This is a genomic window from Klebsiella sp. BIGb0399, from assembly GCF_003752615.1.
GTDB classification, from domain to species: Bacteria; Pseudomonadota; Gammaproteobacteria; order Enterobacterales; family Enterobacteriaceae; genus Klebsiella; species Klebsiella lignicola.
Map to the genome: position 1 here is coordinate 538,742 of NZ_RKHT01000006.1, position 19,555 is coordinate 558,296.

Annotated in this window: 17 protein-coding genes; 16 read left to right on the forward strand and 1 reads right to left on the reverse strand. The window is 54.6% G+C overall.

From position 1 onward, the window contains the following. The first annotated feature begins 3 nt into the window (after positions 1-3). The 6 genes from EDF82_RS13195 to EDF82_RS13220 all read left to right on the forward strand — a co-directional run bounded on the left by EDF82_RS13195 (position 4) and on the right by EDF82_RS13220 (position 4,076). Positions 4-729 carry a DUF969 domain-containing protein gene (locus tag EDF82_RS13195; protein WP_123755985.1) on the forward strand — a complete coding sequence of 242 codons (726 nt, stop codon included), beginning with the start codon at positions 4-6 and terminating at the stop codon, positions 727-729. Next, positions 726-1,721, forward strand: coding sequence for a DUF979 domain-containing protein (locus tag EDF82_RS13200; RefSeq protein ID WP_123755986.1), 996 nt, complete (start codon positions 726-728; stop codon positions 1,719-1,721). The genes EDF82_RS13195 and EDF82_RS13200 overlap by 4 nt, the downstream gene beginning before the upstream one ends. 9 nt (positions 1,722-1,730) lie before the next feature. Next, positions 1,731-2,375 (forward strand): pyroglutamyl-peptidase I, encoded by a 645-nt coding sequence (gene pcp, locus EDF82_RS13205; RefSeq protein ID WP_123755987.1) that lies wholly within the window; start codon positions 1,731-1,733, stop codon positions 2,373-2,375. Positions 2,376-2,399: 24 nt separating this feature from the next. Then, complete coding sequence (gene nei / locus EDF82_RS13210; RefSeq protein WP_123755988.1) at positions 2,400-3,191, forward strand: endonuclease VIII; 792 nt, start codon at positions 2,400-2,402, stop codon at positions 3,189-3,191. Between the two features lie 208 nt (positions 3,192-3,399). Beyond that, complete coding sequence (locus EDF82_RS13215) at positions 3,400-3,738, forward strand: type II toxin-antitoxin system RelE/ParE family toxin (RefSeq protein WP_123755989.1); 339 nt, start codon at positions 3,400-3,402, stop codon at positions 3,736-3,738. Further along, positions 3,738-4,076: a helix-turn-helix domain-containing protein gene (locus tag EDF82_RS13220; protein ID WP_123755990.1), complete on the forward strand. Its 339-nt coding sequence runs from the start codon at positions 3,738-3,740 to the stop codon at positions 4,074-4,076. The genes EDF82_RS13215 and EDF82_RS13220 overlap by 1 nt, the downstream gene beginning before the upstream one ends. A gap of 167 nt (positions 4,077-4,243) precedes the next feature. Here the strand turns inward: EDF82_RS13220 and EDF82_RS13225 are convergent, their stop codons facing one another. Beyond that, positions 4,244-5,530: a citrate synthase gene (locus EDF82_RS13225; RefSeq protein ID WP_123755991.1), complete on the reverse strand. Its 1,287-nt coding sequence runs from the start codon at positions 5,528-5,530 to the stop codon at positions 4,244-4,246. A 637-nt stretch (positions 5,531-6,167) separates the two neighbouring features. On the opposite strand from EDF82_RS13225, the gene sdhC reads away from it, so the two are divergent. The 10 genes from sdhC to cydB all read left to right on the forward strand — a co-directional run bounded on the left by sdhC (position 6,168) and on the right by cydB (position 19,541). Then, positions 6,168-6,572, forward strand: coding sequence for a succinate dehydrogenase cytochrome b556 subunit (gene sdhC / locus EDF82_RS13235; protein ID WP_187042985.1), 405 nt, complete (start codon positions 6,168-6,170; stop codon positions 6,570-6,572). Then, the gene (gene sdhD, locus EDF82_RS13240) at positions 6,566-6,913 is read left to right on the forward strand and encodes a succinate dehydrogenase membrane anchor subunit (RefSeq protein ID WP_123755993.1); all 348 of its coding nucleotides are present in this window, start codon (positions 6,566-6,568) and stop codon (positions 6,911-6,913) included. The genes sdhC and sdhD overlap by 7 nt, the downstream gene beginning before the upstream one ends. Continuing rightward, entirely contained in the window at positions 6,913-8,679 is a 1,767-nt protein-coding gene (sdhA, locus tag EDF82_RS13245; protein WP_123755994.1) for a succinate dehydrogenase flavoprotein subunit, read from the forward strand. The genes sdhD and sdhA overlap by 1 nt, the downstream gene beginning before the upstream one ends. A gap of 15 nt (positions 8,680-8,694) precedes the next feature. Beyond that, positions 8,695-9,411 carry a succinate dehydrogenase iron-sulfur subunit SdhB gene (sdhB, locus tag EDF82_RS13250; protein WP_123755995.1) on the forward strand — a complete coding sequence of 239 codons (717 nt, stop codon included), beginning with the start codon at positions 8,695-8,697 and terminating at the stop codon, positions 9,409-9,411. 370 nt (positions 9,412-9,781) lie between these two features. Beyond that, on the forward strand, positions 9,782-12,589 hold the full coding sequence (gene sucA, locus EDF82_RS13255) for a 2-oxoglutarate dehydrogenase E1 component (protein ID WP_123755996.1): 2,808 nt from the start codon (positions 9,782-9,784) through the stop codon (positions 12,587-12,589). Between the two features lie 14 nt (positions 12,590-12,603). Further along, positions 12,604-13,827 carry a 2-oxoglutarate dehydrogenase complex dihydrolipoyllysine-residue succinyltransferase gene (gene odhB, locus EDF82_RS13260; RefSeq protein WP_123755997.1) on the forward strand — a complete coding sequence of 408 codons (1,224 nt, stop codon included), beginning with the start codon at positions 12,604-12,606 and terminating at the stop codon, positions 13,825-13,827. Between the two features lie 116 nt (positions 13,828-13,943). Continuing rightward, a complete protein-coding gene (gene sucC / locus EDF82_RS13265; protein ID WP_123755998.1) occupies positions 13,944-15,110 on the forward strand; it encodes an ADP-forming succinate--CoA ligase subunit beta in 1,167 nt (388 codons plus the stop codon). Continuing rightward, the gene (sucD, locus tag EDF82_RS13270; RefSeq protein ID WP_123755999.1) at positions 15,110-15,979 is read left to right on the forward strand and encodes a succinate--CoA ligase subunit alpha; all 870 of its coding nucleotides are present in this window, start codon (positions 15,110-15,112) and stop codon (positions 15,977-15,979) included. The genes sucC and sucD overlap by 1 nt, the downstream gene beginning before the upstream one ends. An 838-nt stretch (positions 15,980-16,817) precedes the next feature. Next, a complete protein-coding gene (gene cydA, locus EDF82_RS13275) occupies positions 16,818-18,386 on the forward strand; it encodes a cytochrome ubiquinol oxidase subunit I (protein WP_123756000.1) in 1,569 nt (522 codons plus the stop codon). A gap of 15 nt (positions 18,387-18,401) precedes the next feature. Beyond that, entirely contained in the window at positions 18,402-19,541 is a 1,140-nt protein-coding gene (gene cydB, locus EDF82_RS13280; RefSeq protein ID WP_123756001.1) for a cytochrome d ubiquinol oxidase subunit II, read from the forward strand. The last annotated feature ends 14 nt before the right edge of the window (positions 19,542-19,555 follow it).

A 19,555-nucleotide genomic window follows, 5' to 3' on the forward strand; every position in this document is an offset into this window, starting at 1 on the left:
ATTATGGGAGACGCAATATCTCTCTGGCCACTGATCGGCATTGCCGTGATTGTGGTCGGGTTTATTCTACGTTTTAATCCGGTGCTCGTGGTCATTGTCGCCGGGATCGTCACCGGTGTGGCGGCGCATATGCCGCTCGCTACCATTCTGGAAAAGCTGGGGGAGGGGTTTCTCAACACCCGTAACCTGCCGTTTATTCTGCTGCTACCGCTGGCGGTTATCGGCCTGCTGGAACGACACGGTCTGAAAGAACGCGCCCAGGCGTGGATCGCGAAGATCCACAGCGCCACCGCCGGACGCCTGCTGATCGTTTATCTGTTTGTCCGTGAAGCGACCGCCGCGCTGGGCTTAACCAGCCTGGGGGGCCACCCGCAGATGGTACGTCCGCTGCTGGCGCCGATGGCGGAAGGGGCGGCGGAAAAAACCTTTGGTCCACTGCCCGGTAGCGTGCGCTACCGCCTGCGGGCGATGTCGGCGGCGACCGACAACGTTGGCCTGTTCTTCGGTGAGGATATTTTTGTCGCTTTCGGGGCGATCATCTTCATGCACAACTTTATGCTGGAGTCCGGCGGCATTCAGACCGAACCGCTGCATATTGCGCTGTGGGGGATCCCGACCGCCATTTGCGCCTTCCTGATCCATGCCGCCCGTCTGTGGCGCCTCGATCGTCATCTTCAGCGTGAACTGGATAAGGTTAACGCCGGACAGGCGAAAGGCGGTGCGGTATGAATTTCCAACAAACCTGGCTTTACTGGCTGGCAGGACTGGTGCTGCTGGCGGTCGCGGTGATGTCATGGCGCGACAAAAGCAACCCTCGTCGCCTGACTACCGGCCTGTTCTGGGGGCTGTATGGCGTGCTGTTCCTGCTGGGCGACTGGACCTGGCAACTGGTGGGTGATAAGCGCACCATTCATATCGCCGTCGGCGTGGCGGTGGTGGTGCTGGCGCTGATTGCCGGCTTTGGCGGCGTGCGGCTGGGCAGCTATCACCAGCGCACTCAGGAAGAGCGCAGCGCCAGCGCGGTCCGTCTGGGCAACCGCTTGTTTTATCCGGCGCTGGCCATCCCGGTGGTCACGGTGGTTGGCGTCCTGCTGTTTAACAATATCCCATCGTGGCAGCACTGGGTGTTTGGCCCTGGCAACCATGCCACGCTGATTACGCTGTTCTCGATGACTGCCGGCACACTGATTGGTCTGATTATGGCGATCCGCATGACCCATGAGCGAGTGACGCAGCCGCTGCAGGAGGCGCGTCGTCTGCTCGATTCGGTCGGCTGGGCCTTTATCCTGCCGCAGATCCTCGCGGTGCTGGGATTGCTGTTTACCTCGGCCGGAGTGGGCAGCAGCATTGCCTGGCTGACCGAACACTACCTGGCGGTGGATAGCCGCTTTATCGCGGTGGTGGTCTATACCCTCGGCATGGCGCTGCTGACGATGGTGATGGGCAATGCTTTCGCGGCGTTCCCGATTGTCACGGCGGGTATCGGTATTCCGATTCTGGTGCTCCAGCACGGCGGTAACCCGGCGGTGATGGCGGCTATCGGGATGTTCTCTGGTTACTGCGGCACCCTGATGACGCCGATGGCGGCCAACTTCAATATCGTGCCGGCGGCCCTGCTGGAGCTGCCGGATAAAAACGCGGTCATTAAGGCGCAGATCCCAACCGGCATACTGCTGCTGATCGTTAACGTATTCTTACTTTATTTCCTGATGTTCCTGTAAGGAGGGGAGATGGCGGGCGTATTAATTACCGGATTTGAACCGTTTGGCGGCGAGGCCGTTAACCCTTCGTGGGAGGTGGTTCGCCAGTTGGATGGCGTCACCATTGCCGGCGAGCCCGTGGTGGCGCTGCAGCTGCCCTGCGTCTTTGGCGAGGCGCTGACGGTGCTGAACGCCGCGTTAGCGGCCCAGCAACCGCGGCTGACGATTGCCGTAGGGCAGGCGGGTGGTCGTGTCGACATTACCGTCGAACGGGTGGCGATCAACGTCGATGATGCGCGCATCCCGGACAATAAAGGCCAGCAGCCTATCGATGAGCCGATCGTCGCTGACGGCCCGGCGGCGTGGTTCAGCAGCCTGCCGGTCAAAGCCATTGTCGCGGCGCTGCGCGAGCAGGGGATCCCGGCGTCGGTGTCGCAAACGGCGGGGACCTTCGTCTGCAACCATGTGATGTATGGCCTGCTGGATGCGCTCCAGGGCAAAGCCGGAACCAAAGGCGGCTTTATCCATATTCCGTATCTGCCGGAACAGGCGGCAGCCCACCCCGGTGAGGCGAGCATGGCGGTCGGGACGGTACGGGCGGCGCTGGAGATGGCAATCGCCGTCTCGCTCCAGCAGGATGGTGATGTGAAAGCGGTCGGTGGGGCAACTCACTAACCGGCAGAACAAAAGGACAAGATGATGCCGGAAGGTCCGGAGATCCGCCGGGCGGCGGATAGCCTGGAGAGGGCGATCAAAGGCAAACCGCTGACCGAGGTGTGGTTTGCCTTTGCCGCGTTACAGGAATATCAGTCGCAGCTGGTGGGCCAGCGGGTGACGCACATAGAAACCCGGGGGAAAGCCCTGCTGACGCACTTTTCCGGCGGATTGACGCTGTACAGCCACAATCAGTTGTACGGCGTCTGGCGCGTGGTGGAGGCCGGAGAACAGCCGGTGACTCAGCGGGTGCTGCGGGTCAGGTTGCAGACTGCAGAGAAGGCGATATTGCTCTACAGCGCGTCAGATATCGCTCTGCTGACGCCCGGGCAGCTTGCGGTGCATCCGTTTTTACTGCGGGTAGGGCCTGACGTGCTGGATATGCGCTTAACGGCGGACGCCGTCAAAGCGCGTTTACTGTCGACCGCCTTTCGCCGCCGACAGTTTGCCGGGTTATTTCTGGATCAGGCGTTTCTGGCCGGGCTGGGAAATTACCTGCGGGTCGAGATCCTCTGGCAGGTCGGTCTGACCGGGCGGCATCATGCCGCTGAACTGGACTCGCGGCAGCTCGACGAGCTGGCTCACGCGTTGCTGGATATTCCTCGTTTGTCCTATCGCACTCGCGGCGTGGTGGATGAGCAAAAGCATCATGGCGCGCTGTTTCGCTTCCGGGTTTTCCATCGGGAAGGGGAAGCCTGCGAGCGCTGCGGCGGCATCATTGAGAAGACGATGCAGTCGTCACGGCCATTTTACTGGTGCCCAGGCTGTCAGCATTAAGCACTTTTTGCCAATAAAAAACGCGCCCCAAACCCTGGCCAATGGACACTATCTGGCTGGACATTCCCTTTACCGGCAAAAGTACCCGTACAGCATTTTCTGGAAGCGTTGCGTTGAGTAAGCTTGGTGGTATTTTGACCGGTTCCACTTGCGTTTAAGCGTTGTATGTATAATATTTTATACAAAAAATAGGGGCGGGGGCACAAGGATGGCCGAGAAAGACATTGTATGGCGCGGAACATCGCTTGATGATCTAAAGGCATTTCCTGATGACGTCAAACGGGATGCCGGTCATGAGCTGGGAAAGGTTCAGTGCGGCTTACAGCCTACAGACTATAAACCTGTAAGCACCTGGGGCATCGGGGTTATCGAAATCAGGCTTACTGGTGAGGATGGTGAGTATCGCGTCGTCTACGTTGCCAAGTTTGATGAAGCCATTTACGTGCTTCATGCTTTCGACAAAAAGACCCAACAGACAAGCCCCAGAGACGTCAATATTATTAAAGCCCGCTATAAAGCAGTATTAGCGGAACGGAGGAAGATGTAATGACCGATAAAATCGACACGAAAACACGTCATGTGACCCGTGCCGGCGGAAATATTTTTGCTGATCTCGGGTTTGAGCCAGCCGAGGCAGCTGCGCTGAAAGCTAAATCACAAGGTGAGATTGAGCGCACAAAGGCGATGAAAGAAGTCTTGATGGTTGAGATTGCTACGTGGATGAAGGAGGGGGGGCTCAAGCAGGAAAAAGCCGCCCAGATTTTGCACGTATCCCGTCCTCGGGTTTCCGATGTAGTGAACAAAAAAACAGAGAAATTCACCATTGATGCGCTTGTCGGGATGGTTATCACCATTGGTAAAAAAGTTAAGCTCGTTGTTGAGTAATAAATATCCCGCTTAGGTGTAATGTCTGTCAGTTAAGATTTTGAAGAGAAACGCATGTGGAAGATGTCTTACCCTTCGGCCTGGCAACATAAAACTCTCAGCCAAAGATCCCGACGACCAATAAAAAACGCGCCCTGAGGCGCGTTTTTTTATCGGTCGATCCGGACTCAGCCTTTGGCCACGTCGGATTTGAAATCGCGTTTTTCGTAGCCGGTATACAGCTGACGCGGACGCGCGATTTTCATACCGTCGCTGTGCATTTCGTTCCAGTGTGCGATCCAGCCCACGGTACGCGCCATCGCGAAGATAACGGTAAACATGGAGGACGGAATGCCCATCGCTTTCAGGATGATACCGGAGTAGAAATCGACGTTCGGGTAGAGTTTCTTCTCGATGAAGTACGGGTCGTTGAGCGCAATGTGCTCAAGCTCCATGGCCACTTCCAGCAGATCGTCTTTGGTGCCCAGTTCTTTCAGTACTTCATGGCAGGTTTCACGCATAACGGTGGCGCGCGGGTCGTAGTTTTTGTACACGCGGTGGCCAAAGCCCATCAGGCGGAAAGAGTCGTTCTTGTCTTTCGCGCGGCGGACAAATTCCGGAATGTGCTCAACGGAACTGATCTCTTCCAGCATCTTCAGTGCAGCTTCGTTCGCGCCACCGTGCGCCGGTCCCCACAGGGAGGCGATGCCCGCAGCGATACAGGCGAACGGGTTCGCGCCAGATGAGCCTGCGGTACGGACGGTAGAGGTCGATGCGTTCTGTTCGTGGTCAGCGTGCAGGATCAGAATACGGTCCATAGCGCGTTCCAGTACCGGGTTAACCTCATAGGTTTCACACGGTGTGGAGAACATCATATTCAGGAAGTTGCCCGCGTAGGAGAGGTCGTTGCGCGGATAGACGAAAGGCTGGCCGATTGAATATTTGTAACACATGGCTGCCATTGTCGGCATTTTAGACAGCAGACGGAACGCGGCGATATCACGGTGACGTGGATTATTGACATCCAGTGAGTCGTGATAGAACGCGGCCAGCGCACCGGTAATACCGCACATCACCGCCATCGGGTGAGAGTCGCGACGGAACGCGTGGAACAGACGGGTGATCTGCTCGTGAATCATGGTGTGGCGGGTAACGATAGTCTTGAATTCGTCGTACTGCTGCTGGTTCGGTTTTTCACCGTTCAGCAGGATGTAACACACTTCGAGGTAGTTGGACTCGGTCGCTAACTGATCGATCGGGAAACCACGGTGGAGCAGGATACCTTCATCACCGTCGATAAAAGTGATTTTAGATTCACAAGATGCGGTTGAAGTGAAACCAGGGTCAAAGGTGAAAACCCCTTTTGAACCAAGACTACGAATATCAATTACATCCTGACCGAGCGTGCCCTTTAGCACATCTAGTTCGATAGCAGTATCACCGCCTAGGGTGATTTTTGCTTTAGTATCAGACATTTATGGTCTCCTTAGCGCCTTTATTGCTTAAGACTGCCTGGGGTGGATTTGCCTTCGGCCCGCGTCTGCTTACGTTACCAGTTTGTTATGTTGCACACAGCTCTGCGTCAGCGAAATGGGCAGGGTACAGAGCAAAGGCGCTTGATGGTACGTCTTCAGTCTACGACGAAATAGCAGCAAATCAGCGTTTTAGCAGTCCGAATTTGAAAATCTGTATACCACTAATAACTGTCCTGATTACATCGGTCAATACCAACACACTGTTGCATAACTTATTCTCAGGTGAAAGAGTGACCCCATAACTTTTGAGCATTATTGCATTTATCTGGTAATGGTTGTAACAAGAATGTTTAATATTTGTCAAATCAGGTGATTAAATTTTAAAATAATGTTGTTATCGTGACCTTGATCACTGTTCGGGACAAAACCCGACAAACTATATGTAGGTTAATTGTAATGATTTTGTGAACGTCCTATACTGCGGCCAGGTCTCCGGAACACCCTGCAATCCCGAGCCACCCAGCGTTGTCTGGTCACGTTTTAGCTCTTAATTAAGGGTTTAATCATGACCACAGGTTATAGAAAGGACGCTGTCTGACCCGCAAGCAGACCGGAGGAAGGAAACAATAAGAACAGCATGTGGGCGTTATTCATGGTAAGAAATGTGAAAAAACAAAGACCTGTCAATCTGGATTTGCAAACGATCCGGTTCCCAATCACTGCGATAGCGTCCATTCTCCATCGCGTTTCCGGTGTGATCACCTTCGTGGCGGTCGGAATTCTGCTTTGGTTGCTGGGCACCAGCCTTTCCTCTCCCGAAGGTTTCCTCGTGGCGTCATCCATCATGGGTAGCTTCTTCGTGAAGTTTATCATGTGGGGCATTCTGACCGCGCTGGCATACCACGCCGTTGTGGGCATTCGCCACCTGATGATGGATTTTGGTTATCTGGAAGAAACCCTCGAAGTAGGGACACGCTCCGCTAAGATTTCTTTTGTTATTACTGTCGTGCTTTCACTTCTCGCAGGAGTCCTCGTATGGTAAGCAACGCCTCTGCACTGGGACGTAACGGCGTACATGACTTCATTCTGGTCCGTGCTACCGCCATCGTTCTGACCCTTTACATCATCTATATGGTCGGCTTTTTTGCCATCTCAGGTGACATTACATGGGAAGTCTGGACGGGCTTTTTCTCCTCCGCGTTCACTAAAGTCTTCACCCTGCTGGCTCTGATCTCCATTTTGATTCACGCGTGGATTGGGATGTGGCAGGTATTGACGGACTACGTTAAACCACTGGCTGTGCGCTTAGTTCTGCAACTGGTTATCGTTGCGGCGCTGGTGGCTTACGTTCTTTATGGATTTGTTGTGGTGTGGGGTGTGTGATGAAATTGCCAGTCAGAGAATTTGATGCAGTTGTGATTGGTGCTGGTGGCGCAGGTATGCGCGCGGCACTGCAGATTTCCCAGAGCGGCCAGACCTGTGCGCTGCTCTCCAAAGTGTTCCCGACTCGTTCCCATACCGTTTCTGCGCAGGGTGGCATCACCGTGGCGCTCGGTAATACCCATGAAGATAACTGGGAATGGCACATGTACGACACCGTGAAAGGGTCGGACTATATTGGCGACCAGGACGCCATCGAATATATGTGCAAAACCGGTCCGGAAGCGATTCTTGAACTGGACCATATGGGCCTGCCGTTCTCACGTCTTGATGACGGTACCATTTATCAGCGTCCGTTTGGCGGCCAGTCGAAGAACTTCGGCGGCGAGCAGGCGGCACGTACTGCGGCGGCGGCTGACCGTACCGGTCACGCACTGCTGCACACGCTGTACCAGCAGAACCTGAAAAACCACACCACGATTTTCTCCGAGTGGTATGCCCTGGACCTGGTGAAGAACGCCGATGGCGCCGTGGTAGGTTGTACCGCGCTGTGTATTGAAACCGGCGAAGTGGTTTACTTCAAAGCCCGTGCAACGGTCCTGGCGACCGGCGGCGCAGGCCGTATCTATCAATCCACCACCAACGCCCACATCAATACCGGTGACGGCGTCGGGATGGCTATCCGTGCCGGCGTTCCGGTACAGGATATGGAAATGTGGCAGTTCCACCCGACCGGTATCGCCGGCGCCGGGGTTCTGGTCACCGAAGGCTGCCGTGGTGAAGGCGGCTATCTGCTGAATAAACACGGCGAGCGCTTCATGGAGCGTTATGCGCCGAATGCTAAAGACCTGGCGGGTCGTGACGTGGTGGCGCGTTCCATCATGATCGAAATCCGTGAAGGTCGTGGCTGCGATGGTCCGTGGGGCCCGCATGCGAAACTGAAACTTGACCATCTGGGTAAAGAAGTTCTGGAATCTCGCCTGCCGGGTATCCTTGAGCTCTCCCGTACCTTCGCCCACGTTGACCCGGTGAAAGAGCCGATTCCGGTTATCCCAACCTGCCACTATATGATGGGCGGTATTCCGACCAAAGTGAGCGGCCAGGCATTGACCGTCAACGAGCAGGGTGAAGATGTGGTGATTCCGGGTCTGTTCGCGGTCGGTGAAATCGCCTGCGTATCGGTCCACGGTGCAAACCGTCTGGGCGGCAACTCGCTGCTTGACCTGGTGGTGTTTGGTCGTGCGGTGGGTCTGCATCTGCAGGAATCTATCGCCGAGCAGGGCGTTCTGCGTGACGCGACGGAAGAAGAGATCGATGCATCTCTGGAACGTCTGAACCGCTGGAACGGCAACCGTAACGGCGAAGACCCGGTCGAAATCCGCAAAGCGCTGCAGGAATGTATGCAGCACAACTTCTCGGTATTCCGTGAAGGGGATGCGATGGCGAAGGGCCTTGAGCAGCTGAAAGCAATCCGCGAGCGCCTGAAAAACGCCCGTCTGGATGACACATCCAGCGAGTTCAATACCCAGCGCGTTGAGTGTCTGGAGCTGGATAACCTGATGGAAACCGCTTACGCCACTGCGGTGTCGGCAAACTTCCGTACCGAGAGCCGTGGCGCGCATAGCCGCTTCGACTTCCCGGAGCGCGATGACGAAAACTGGCTGTGCCATTCCCTGTATCTGCCAGAGTCGGAATCCATGACGCGTCGTAGCGTCAACATGGAACCGAAACTGCGTCCGGCATTCCCGCCGAAGATTCGTACTTATTAATGCGGAGACAGGAATATGAAACTCGAGTTTTCAGTTTATCGTTATAACCCGGACGTAGACGATGCTCCGCATATGCAGGATTACACCCTGGAAGCGGAAGAAGGTCGTGACATGATGCTGCTCGATGCTCTGATGCAGCTGAAAGAAAAAGACCCGTCGCTCTCTTTCCGTCGTTCCTGCCGTGAAGGGGTTTGTGGCTCCGACGGTCTGAACATGAACGGCAAAAACGGTCTGGCGTGTATCACGCCGATCTCCGCGCTGAATCAGCCGGGTAAGAAGATTGTCATCCGTCCGCTGCCCGGTTTACCGGTAATCCGCGATTTGGTTGTGGACATGGGGCAATTCTATGCACAATATGAGAAGATTAAGCCTTACTTGTTGAATAATGGGCAAAATCCTCCGGCCCGCGAGCACCTGCAGAAGCCAGAGCAGCGTGAAAAACTCGATGGCCTGTACGAGTGTATTCTGTGCGCATGTTGTTCAACGTCTTGCCCGTCGTTCTGGTGGAACCCGGACAAGTTTATCGGCCCGGCTGGTCTGCTGGCAGCGTATCGTTTCCTGATCGACAGCCGCGATACCGAAACCGACAGCCGCCTGGAAGGGTTGAGCGATGCTTTCAGCGTATTCCGCTGTCACAGCATTATGAACTGCGTCAGTGTATGTCCGAAGGGGCTGAACCCGACGCGCGCCATCGGCCATATTAAGTCGATGCTGCTGCAGCGTAGTGCGTAAGTAACAAGGTTTGTCCCGGATGGCGCTATCGCTATCCGGGCTACCACTAACCCTCTCCCAATGAGGAGAGGGGACAGGTAGCAGGAAATCTTTAAAAACCGCCAAATATGTACCAGTAATCAAGGCGTTCAGAGCGAGGTAAGACGGCAACTGAGCGCATCCCGGGTAGCATAGTGAACTATGTGACCGGGGTAAGCGAAGGCAGCCAACGCAACCGCAGCCTGAACGCAGAAGATTAATGGCAGTTTTTAAAGGTTCCTTAGCGGAAGAAACCACAATTCGTCCGCGACAAGTGAACCCCGGCACGTACAATTATTGTGCGTGGTAGTTTCTACGGCGAAATAAGCATATAAATGCTTAAGGGATCACGATGCAGAACGGCGCAATGAAAGCCTGGCTGGACTCTTCTTACCTCTCTGGTTCGAACCAGAGCTGGATAGAACAGCTCTATGAAGACTTCTTAACCGATCCTGACTCTGTTGACGCCAACTGGCGTTCTATGTTCCAGCAGTTACCTGGCACCGGAGTCAAACCGGATCAATTTCATTCGAAAACGCGTGATTATTTCCGTCGACTGGCGAAGGATGCCTCACGTTACACTTCTTCGATTTCCGACCCTGATACCAATGTGAAGCAGGTTAAAGTCCTGCAGCTCATCAACGCATATCGCTTCCGTGGTCACCAGCATGCGAATCTCGATCCGCTGGGACTGTGGAAACAAGACAGAGTAGCGGATCTCGATCCTGCCTACCACGATCTGACTGAGGCCGATTTCCAGGAAAGCTATAACGTAGGTTCTTTTGCCATCGGTAAAGACACGATGAAGCTGGGCGATCTGATCGCCGCGCTTAAGCAAACCTACTGCGGCGCAATCGGCGCAGAATACATGCATATCACCTCTACTGAAGAAAAACGCTGGATCCAGCAGCGCATCGAATCAGTAGCAGGGAAAGCCAGCTTTACCGCTGACGAGAAAAAACGCTTCCTGACCGAGCTGACCGCTGCGGAAGGGCTGGAACGTTATCTCGGCGCGAAATTCCCGGGTGCTAAACGCTTCTCGCTGGAAGGCGGCGATGCGCTGATCCCGATGCTCAAAGAGATGATTCGCCACGCAGGCAAGAGCGGTACCCGTGAAGTGGTTCTGGGTATGGCGCACCGTGGTCGTCTGAACGTGCTGGTCAACGTGCTGGGTAAACGCCCGCAGGAGCTGTTTGACGAATTCGCGGGTAAACATAAAGAACACCTCGGCACCGGTGACGTGAAGTACCATATGGGCTTCTCTTCCGACATGGAGACCGAAGGTGGCCTGGTGCACCTTGCACTGGCGTTTAACCCGTCACACCTCGAAATCGTCAGCCCGGTGGTTATCGGTTCCGTCCGCGCTCGTCTGGATCGCCTCGACGAACCAAGCAGCAATAAAGTTCTGCCGATTACTATCCACGGTGATGCCGCGGTGACCGGTCAGGGCGTGGTTCAGGAAACCCTGAACATGTCCAAGGCTCGTGGTTACGAAGTTGGCGGTACCGTGCGTATCGTTATCAACAACCAGGTAGGCTTTACTACCTCGAACCCGCTGGATGCGCGCTCTACGCCATACTGCACCGACATCGGTAAAATGGTTCAGGCACCGATCTTCCACGTCAACGCGGATGACCCGGAAGCGGTCGCTTTCGTTACCCGTCTGGCGCTGGATTTCCGTAATACCTTCAAACGCGATGTCTTCATCGACCTGGTGTGCTACCGCCGTCACGGCCATAACGAAGCCGATGAGCCGAGTGCAACCCAGCCGCTGATGTATCAGAAAATCAAAAAGCATCCGACGCCGCGCAAAATCTACGCCGACAAACTTGAGCAGGATAAAGTGTCGACGCTGGAAGATGCCACCGAACAGGTTAACCTCTACCGTGATGCGCTGGATGCCGGCGAATGCGTGGTCGAGGAGTGGCGCCCGATGAACCTGCACTCCTTCACCTGGTCGCCGTACCTCAACCACGAATGGGATGAGAACTACCCGAGCACCGTAGAGATGAAACGTCTGCAGGAGCTGGCCAAACGCATCAGCACCGTGCCGGACAGCATCGAAATGCAGTCTCGCGTAGCGAAGATTTATGGCGATCGTCAGGCAATGGCTGCCGGTGAGAAGCTGTTCGACTGGGGCGCTGCGGAAAACCTGGCTTACGCCACGCTGGTTGATGAAGGGATCCCTATCCGTCTGTCCGGTGAAGACTCCGGTCGCGGTACCTTCTTCCACCGCCACTCGGTCATTCATAACCAGGTGAACGGTTCGACCTACACCCCGCTGCAGCATGTGCATAACAGCCAGGAACATTTCAAAGTCTGGGACTCCGTGCTGTCTGAAGAAGCGGTCCTGGCCTTCGAATACGGCTACGCTACTGCAGAACCGCGCACGCTGACCATTTGGGAAGCGCAGTTCGGTGACTTTGCCAACGGCGCTCAGGTGGTTATCGACCAGTTCATCAGCTCCGGTGAGCAGAAATGGGGCCGTATGTGCGGTCTGGTAATGCTGCTGCCGCACGGTTACGAAGGTCAGGGCCCGGAGCACTCCTCCGCGCGTCTGGAACGTTATCTGCAACTGTGCGCTGAACAAAACATGCAGGTCTGCGTCCCGTCAACGCCAGCTCAGGTTTACCACATGCTGCGTCGTCAGGCGCTGCGCGGTATGCGCCGTCCACTGGTGGTGATGTCGCCGAAATCTCTGCTGCGTCACCCGCTGGCAGTTTCCAGCCTCGACGAACTGGCGAACGGCACCTTCCAGCCGGCTATCGGTGAGATCGACGATCTCGACCCGAAAGGCGTGAAGCGTGTTGTGCTGTGCTCTGGTAAGGTTTACTACGACCTGCTGGAACAACGCCGTAAGAACGACCAAAAAGATGTCGCTATCGTGCGCGTAGAGCAGCTCTATCCGTTCCCGCATCAGGCGGTACAGGAAGCGCTGAAGCCTTATGCTCACGTCCATGACTTTGTCTGGTGTCAGGAAGAACCGCTCAACCAGGGCGCGTGGTACTGCAGCCAGCATCACTTCCGTGAAGTGATTCCATTTGGGGCCTCTCTGCGTTACGCAGGCCGCCCGGCCTCTGCCTCTCCGGCAGTAGGGTATATGTCCGTTCACCAGAAACAGCAACAAGATCTGGTCAATGACGCGCTGAACGTCGATTAATTAAAGGATACATAATGAGTAGCGTAGATATTCTGGTTCCCGATCTGCCTGAGTCCGTCGCTGATGCGACCGTTGCGACCTGGCATAAAAAACCGGGCGATAGCGTCCAGCGTGATGAAGTGCTGGTAGAAATCGAAACTGACAAAGTGGTACTGGAAGTACCGGCTTCAGCGGATGGCATTCTGGATGCAGTACTGGAAGATGAAGGCGCAACCGTGCTTTCTCGCCAGATCCTTGGTCGCCTGCGTGAAGGCAACAGCGCGGGTAAAGAGTCCGCCGCGAAAGCCGATGCGAAAGAGTCCACCCCGGCTCAGCGTCAACAGGCGTCTCTGGAAGAGCAGAGCAACGATGCCCTCAGCCCGGCGATCCGTCGCCTGCTGGCTGAGCACAGCCTCGATGCTAACGCGATCAAAGGCACCGGTGTTGGCGGTCGTCTGACCCGTGAAGATGTTGAGAAGCATCTGGCAGCTGCACCGGCGAAAGCTGAAGCGAAAGCACCGGCAGCCGCAGCGGCCGCTCCGGTTGCACAGCTGGGCCACCGTTCAGAAAAACGTGTTCCGATGACCCGTCTGCGCAAACGCGTTGCCGAGCGTCTGCTGGAAGCGAAAAACTCTACCGCCATGCTGACGACCTTCAACGAAGTCAACATGAAGCCGATTATGGATCTGCGTAAGCAGTACGGCGATGCCTTCGAAAAACGTCACGGTATCCGTCTGGGCTTTATGTCCTTCTACGTGAAAGCCGTGGTTGAAGCGCTGAAACGCTACCCGGAAGTGAACGCGTCCATCGATGGCGATGACGTGGTTTACCACAACTACTTCGACGTCAGCATGGCTGTGTCCACGCCGCGCGGTCTGGTAACACCGGTTCTGCGTGATGTTGACCTGCTGGGCATGGCGGACATCGAAAAGAATATTAAAGAGCTGGCAGTGAAAGGCCGTGACGGCAAGCTGACTGTAGATGACCTGATCGGCGGTAATTTCACCATTACCAACGGCGGCGTCTTCGGTTCTCTGATGTCCACGCCAATCATCAACCCACCGCAGAGCGCCATTCTGGGTATGCATGCCATTAAAGATCGCCCGATGGCGGTCAATGGCAAGGTAGAAATTCTGCCGATGATGTACCTGGCACTCTCCTACGACCACCGTCTGATTGACGGACGTGAATCGGTAGGCTTCCTGGTTGCTATTAAAGAACTGCTGGAAGACCCGACTCGTCTGCTGCTGGACGTGTAGTGATAATGGCCCGGAAGCGTTCAGCTCACCGGGCCAATAAAAACATCATCAGCGCTGTGGGCCTGCGGGCTTTACAGACTACATGATAACGATTACCTGAAGGATGGACTGAACACATGAACTTACATGAATATCAGGCAAAACAACTGTTTGCCCGCTATGGCTTACCGGCGCCGGTGGGTTATGCCTGTACTACTCCGCGTGAAGCAGAAGAGGCTGCATCAAAAATCGGTGCGGGTCCGTGGGTAGTGAAATGTCAGGTTCACGCTGGTGGCCGCGGTAAAGCGGGCGGTGTGAAAGTAGTTAACAGTAAAGAAGACATTCGCGCCTTTGCCGAGCATTGGCTGGGTAAACGTCTGGTGACCTACCAGACAGATGCTAACGGTCAGCCGGTTAACCAGATCCTGGTTGAAGCAGCGACTGATATCGCGAAAGAGCTGTATCTCGGTGCTGTTGTTGACCGTAGCTCCCGTCGCGTGGTGTTCATGGCCTCCACCGAAGGTGGCGTGGAAATCGAAAAAGTAGCGGAAGAAACGCCGCACCTGATCCACAAAATTGCCATCGATCCGCTGGCCGGCCCAATGCCGTACCAGGGTCGTGAGCTGGCGTTCAAACTGGGTCTGGAAGGTAAACAGGTTCAGCAGTTCACCAAAATCTTCATGGGTCTGGCGAACATTTTCCTGGAACGCGACCTGGCGCTGATCGAAATCAACCCGCTGGTTATCACCAAGCAGGGCGACCTGATCTGCCTCGATGGCAAATTGGGCGCTGACGGCAACGCACTGTTCCGCCAGCCGGATCTGCGTGAAATGCGCGACCAGTCTCAGGAAGATCCGCGTGAAGCTCAGGCTGCACAGTGGGAACTGAACTACGTTGCACTCGACGGCAACATCGGTTGCATGGTTAACGGCGCTGGCCTGGCGATGGGTACCATGGACATCGTTAAGCTGCACGGCGGCGAACCGGCTAACTTCCTCGACGTTGGCGGCGGCGCAACCAAAGAGCGCGTAACCGAAGCGTTCAAAATCATCCTCTCTGACGACAACGTTAAAGCGGTTCTGGTTAACATTTTCGGCGGTATCGTTCGCTGTGACCTGATTGCTGATGGCATCATCGGCGCGGTCGAAGAAGTGGGCGTTAACGTACCGGTTGTCGTACGTCTGGAAGGTAACAACGCCGAACTGGGCGCGAGAAAACTGGCTGACAGCGGCCTGAATATTATTGCAGCGAAAAGTCTGACGGACGCAGCACAGCAGGTTGTTGCCGCAGTGGAGGGGAAATAATGTCAGTTTTAATTAATAAAGATACCAAGGTTATCTGCCAGGGCTTCACCGGTAGCCAGGGTTCATTCCACTCTGAACAAGCGATTGCTTACGGTACTCAGATGGTTGGCGGCGTGACGCCAGGCAAAGGCGGCACCACGCATCTGGGCCTGCCGGTGTTCAACACCGTGCGCGAAGCCGTTGAAGCGACCGGCGCGACGGCGACCGTTATCTACGTTCCGGCTCCGTTCTGTAAAGACTCTATCCTGGAAGCGATCGACGCGGGCATCAAGCTGATCATCACCATCACCGAAGGTATCCCGACTCTGGATATGCTGACGGTGAAAGTGAAGCTGGATGAAGCTGGCGTGCGGATGATCGGTCCGAACTGCCCAGGTGTTATCACCCCGGGCGAGTGCAAAATCGGTATCATGCCGGGCCACATTCACAAGCCGGGTAAAGTGGGTATCGTTTCCCGTTCCGGTACGCTGACCTATGAAGCGGTTAAGCAGACCACTGACTATGGCTTCGGCCAGTCTACCTGCGTCGGTATCGGCGGTGACCCGATCCCAGGCTCTAACTTCATCGACATCCTGAAAATGTTCCAGGAAGACCCGCAGACCGAAGCGATCGTCATGATCGGTGAAATCGGCGGCAGCGCTGAAGAAGAAGCTGCAGCTTACATTAAAGATCACGTGACTAAGCCGGTTGTCGGCTACATCGCGGGCGTTACCGCGCCGAAAGGCAAGCGTATGGGCCACGCAGGCGCCATCATCGCTGGCGGTAAAGGTACGGCGGATGAGAAATTCGCAGCGCTGGAAGCAGCGGGTGTGAAAACCGTACGCAGCCTGGCTGATATCGGCGAAGCGCTGAAAGCCATCATCAAGTAAACCCTCTCTGCTCGTTGTGAGCAGTTAAATGTCCGATTTCGACATGGTTGGCCACCGTCAGGTGGCCTTTTTTATGCCTGCGATTCCCCGCATCAGCCATCGTGACAGGAGCATTCACCTGATGGTTTTATCGTTCTTCCCTGAGAAACCCTCTCTATTGTATTGATTTATCACCTTATTTTTATAATTATCGTGCTATTATTTCCAGGCGGGGGAGGGCAGGGTTCACACGACTATTTTTGCTGAAAAAAGTAAAAGATAAAAATGATGACTTAATTGATGCTGTCTATTAGGCAAATTACTGTGAGGCGTCTAACATTATTCAGATCGGCGTTTTTTTTACGAAATTCGCCTTAACGTTAAAACATATTACCTGTACTTCTCATATCTCTCTTTTTGGTAACTATTGTTGGCATGTTTTAAACATGTATTTAACATTAGTTTCACCATTATTCTTTGTTGGGATACATAATTAACATGCATGGAAAAAATTGATTTATATCAAGACTTAAAGCTTGGAAAAAATCCCAAAAAATCGTTAAATTGTCGCCAATCAAATTGGCCTAAACCGGGCAAATTCGCTATATATTGATCACTGTCGTAAATGTAAAACAGATTCAATAAAATCCTGTTTATTGTAAGGTTATTGCGGCGTAATATATTGGGGAATCAATTGGGTTTTTCGTTAACGTATTTGTAACCTTTGCGAGGAGCTGTTTCATCTGGTGACGAAACGGTAACGAAGCGGGAAGCAAGTTATTTTGTATTGGGGCATGCGTATGAGCTTACTGCGGTGGGTTCATTCTCGGAGTCTTCATGCGATGAGCAAGGAGTCATGATGTTAGATATAGTCGAACTGTCGCGCTTACAGTTTGCCTTGACCGCGATGTACCACTTCCTTTTTGTGCCACTGACGCTCGGTATGGCGTTCCTGCTGGCCATCATGGAAACGGTTTACGTCCTTTCCGGCAAACAGATTTATAAAGATATGACCAAGTTCTGGGGCAAGTTGTTTGGTATCAACTTTGCGCTGGGTGTGGCAACCGGTTTGACCATGGAGTTCCAGTTCGGGACAAACTGGTCGTATTACTCTCACTACGTGGGCGATATCTTCGGTGCGCCGCTGGCGATTGAAGGTCTGATGGCCTTCTTCCTGGAATCTACCTTTGTCGGCCTGTTCTTCTTCGGCTGGGATCGTCTGGGTAAAGTGCAGCACATGGCGGTAACCTGGCTGGTCGCGCTGGGTTCCAACATGTCAGCATTGTGGATCCTCGTCGCTAACGGGTGGATGCAAAACCCGATCGCATCAGACTTCAACTTCGAAACCATGCGCATGGAAATGGTCAGCTTCTCCGAGCTGGTCCTGAACCCTGTTGCCCAGGTGAAATTTGTTCACACGGTAGCCTCCGGTTATGTCTGCGGCGCGATGTTCATTCTTGGCATCAGCTCCTACTACATGCTGCGCGGTCGTGACTTCGCCTTTGCTAAACGCTCCTTTGCTATCGCAGCCAGCTTCGGTATGGCCGCTATTCTCTCCGTTATTGTCCTCGGCGATGAATCCGGTTACGAAATGGGCGACGTGCAAAAAACCAAACTGGCGGCTATCGAAGCCGAATGGGAAACGCAGCCGGCTCCGGCGGCCTTTACCCTGTTTGGTATTCCTGACCAGGATGCACAGACTAACCACTTCGCAATTCAGATCCCTTACGCGCTGGGCATTATTGCCACCCGTTCGGTTGATAAGCCGGTTATCGGTCTGAAGGACCTGATGGCACAGCACGAAGAGCGTATCCGTAACGGGATGAAAGCTTACAGTCTGCTGGAAGAGCTGCGTGCTGGCTCCACCGATCAGGCGGTTCGCGATCAGTTCAACAACGTGAAGAAAGATTTGGGCTACGGTCTGCTGCTGAAACGCTATACCCCGAACGTTGCCGACGCGACGGAAGCACAAATCCAGCAGGCAACCAAAGATTCTATTCCACGCGTTGCGCCGCTGTACTTCGCATTCCGTATCATGGTTGCTTGCGGCATCCTGATGCTGGGGATCATTGCGGCTTCCTTCTGGACGGTGCTTCGTAATCAGATTGGCGAGAAGAAATGGCTGCTGCGCATCGCGCTGTATGCTATTCCGCTGCCATGGATCGCTATCGAATCCGGTTGGTTCGTGGCGGAATACGGCCGTCAGCCGTGGGCGATAGGTGAAGTGTTGCCGACTGCGGTGGCAAACTCGTCGCTGAGCGTGGGCGATCTGCTCTTCTCGATGCTGCTGATTTGTGGTCTGTACACCCTGTTCCTGGTGGCTGAATTGTACCTGATGTTCAAATTCGCACGCCGTGGACCAAGCAGCCTGAAAACTGGTCGCTACCACTTTGAGCAGTCTTCCACGACTACTCAGCCGGCACGCTAAGACAGGAGTCGTGAAATGATCGATTATGAAGTATTACGTTTAATCTGGTGGCTGCTGATCGGCGTACTGTTGATTGGTTTTGCCGTCACCGATGGTTTCGACATGGGGGTGGGCATGCTCACCCGCTTCCTCGGTCGCAATGACACCGAACGTCGAATCATGATTAACTCCATCGCCCCGCACTGGGACGGAAACCAGGTGTGGCTGATCACCGCGGGCGGCGCGCTGTTTGCCGCCTGGCCGACGGTGTACGCTGCGGCGTTCTCCGGCTTCTATGTGGCGATGATCCTGGTGCTGGCTTCCTTGTTCTTCCGTCCGGTAGGTTTTGACTATCGTTCGAAGATTGAAGACACCCGCTGGCGTAACATGTGGGACTGGGGCATTTTCATCGGTAGCTTTGTACCGCCGCTGGTGATTGGTGTCGCATTCGGTAACCTGCTGCAGGGCGTACCGTTCCACATGGACGAGTATATGCGCCTGTACTACACCGGTAACTTCTTCCAGCTGCTGAACCCGTTTGGTCTGCTGGCCGGTATTGTTAGCGTGGCGATGATCCTGACCCAGGGCGCGACCTATCTGCAGATGCGTACCGTAGGCGAACTGCACCTGCGTGCCCGCGTCACCTCTCAGGTTGCGGCGCTGGTTACCCTGGTGTGCTTCCTGCTGGCAGGGGTGTGGGTGGTTTACGGTATCGATGGTTACGTAGTGACCACCGCTATCGATCACTCTGCGCCGTCTAACCCGCTGACCAAAGAAGTTGCGCGTCAGGCTGGTGCATGGCTGGTTAACTTCCAGAACATGCCGGCACTGTGGATTATCCCGGCGCTGGGCGTAGTACTGCCGCTGCTGACCATTGTGACTTCACGTCTGGAAAAAGGCGCGCTGGCGTTTGTCTTCTCTTCCGTGACCCTGGCGTGCATCATCCTGACCTGTGGGATTGCGATGTTCCCGTTCATCATGCCGTCCAGCACAATGATGAACGTTAGTCTGACCATGTGGGATGCAACCTCCAGCCAGCTGACGTTGAACGTGATGACCTACGCGGCGATTGTCTTCGTGCCGATTATTCTGGCGTACACCACCTGGTGTTACTGGAAAATGTTTGGCCGCATCACTCGCGAAGACATCGAAAAGAACACCCACTCGCTGTACTAAGGTAAGGAGCTATA

Excerpts from the sequence above, each read along its gene's own strand:
- EDF82_RS13195 (WP_123755985.1), top strand. The coding sequence starts at position 4 with ATGGGAGACGCAATATCTCTCTGGCCACTGATCGGCATTGCCGTGATT.
- nei (WP_123755988.1), top strand. The coding sequence starts at position 2,400 with ATGCCGGAAGGTCCGGAGATCCGCCGGGCGGCGGATAGCCTGGAGAGG.
- cydB (WP_123756001.1), top strand. The coding sequence starts at position 18,402 with ATGATCGATTATGAAGTATTACGTTTAATCTGGTGGCTGCTGATCGGC.
- odhB (WP_123755997.1), top strand. The coding sequence starts at position 12,604 with ATGAGTAGCGTAGATATTCTGGTTCCCGATCTGCCTGAGTCCGTCGCT.
- sucA (WP_123755996.1), top strand. The coding sequence starts at position 9,782 with ATGCAGAACGGCGCAATGAAAGCCTGGCTGGACTCTTCTTACCTCTCT.
- sdhC (WP_187042985.1), top strand. The coding sequence starts at position 6,168 with ATGTGGGCGTTATTCATGGTAAGAAATGTGAAAAAACAAAGACCTGTC.
- sucD (WP_123755999.1), top strand. The coding sequence starts at position 15,110 with ATGTCAGTTTTAATTAATAAAGATACCAAGGTTATCTGCCAGGGCTTC.
- pcp (WP_123755987.1), top strand. The coding sequence starts at position 1,731 with ATGGCGGGCGTATTAATTACCGGATTTGAACCGTTTGGCGGCGAGGCC.
- sdhB (WP_123755995.1), top strand. The coding sequence starts at position 8,695 with ATGAAACTCGAGTTTTCAGTTTATCGTTATAACCCGGACGTAGACGAT.
- sdhA (WP_123755994.1), top strand. The coding sequence starts at position 6,913 with ATGAAATTGCCAGTCAGAGAATTTGATGCAGTTGTGATTGGTGCTGGT.
- cydA (WP_123756000.1), top strand. The coding sequence starts at position 16,818 with ATGTTAGATATAGTCGAACTGTCGCGCTTACAGTTTGCCTTGACCGCG.
- sucC (WP_123755998.1), top strand. The coding sequence starts at position 13,944 with ATGAACTTACATGAATATCAGGCAAAACAACTGTTTGCCCGCTATGGC.
- EDF82_RS13220 (WP_123755990.1), top strand. The coding sequence starts at position 3,738 with ATGACCGATAAAATCGACACGAAAACACGTCATGTGACCCGTGCCGGC.
- sdhD (WP_123755993.1), top strand. The coding sequence starts at position 6,566 with ATGGTAAGCAACGCCTCTGCACTGGGACGTAACGGCGTACATGACTTC.
- EDF82_RS13215 (WP_123755989.1), top strand. The coding sequence starts at position 3,400 with ATGGCCGAGAAAGACATTGTATGGCGCGGAACATCGCTTGATGATCTA.
- EDF82_RS13200 (WP_123755986.1), top strand. The coding sequence starts at position 726 with ATGAATTTCCAACAAACCTGGCTTTACTGGCTGGCAGGACTGGTGCTG.
- EDF82_RS13225 (WP_123755991.1), bottom strand. The coding sequence starts at position 5,530 with ATGTCTGATACTAAAGCAAAAATCACCCTAGGCGGTGATACTGCTATC.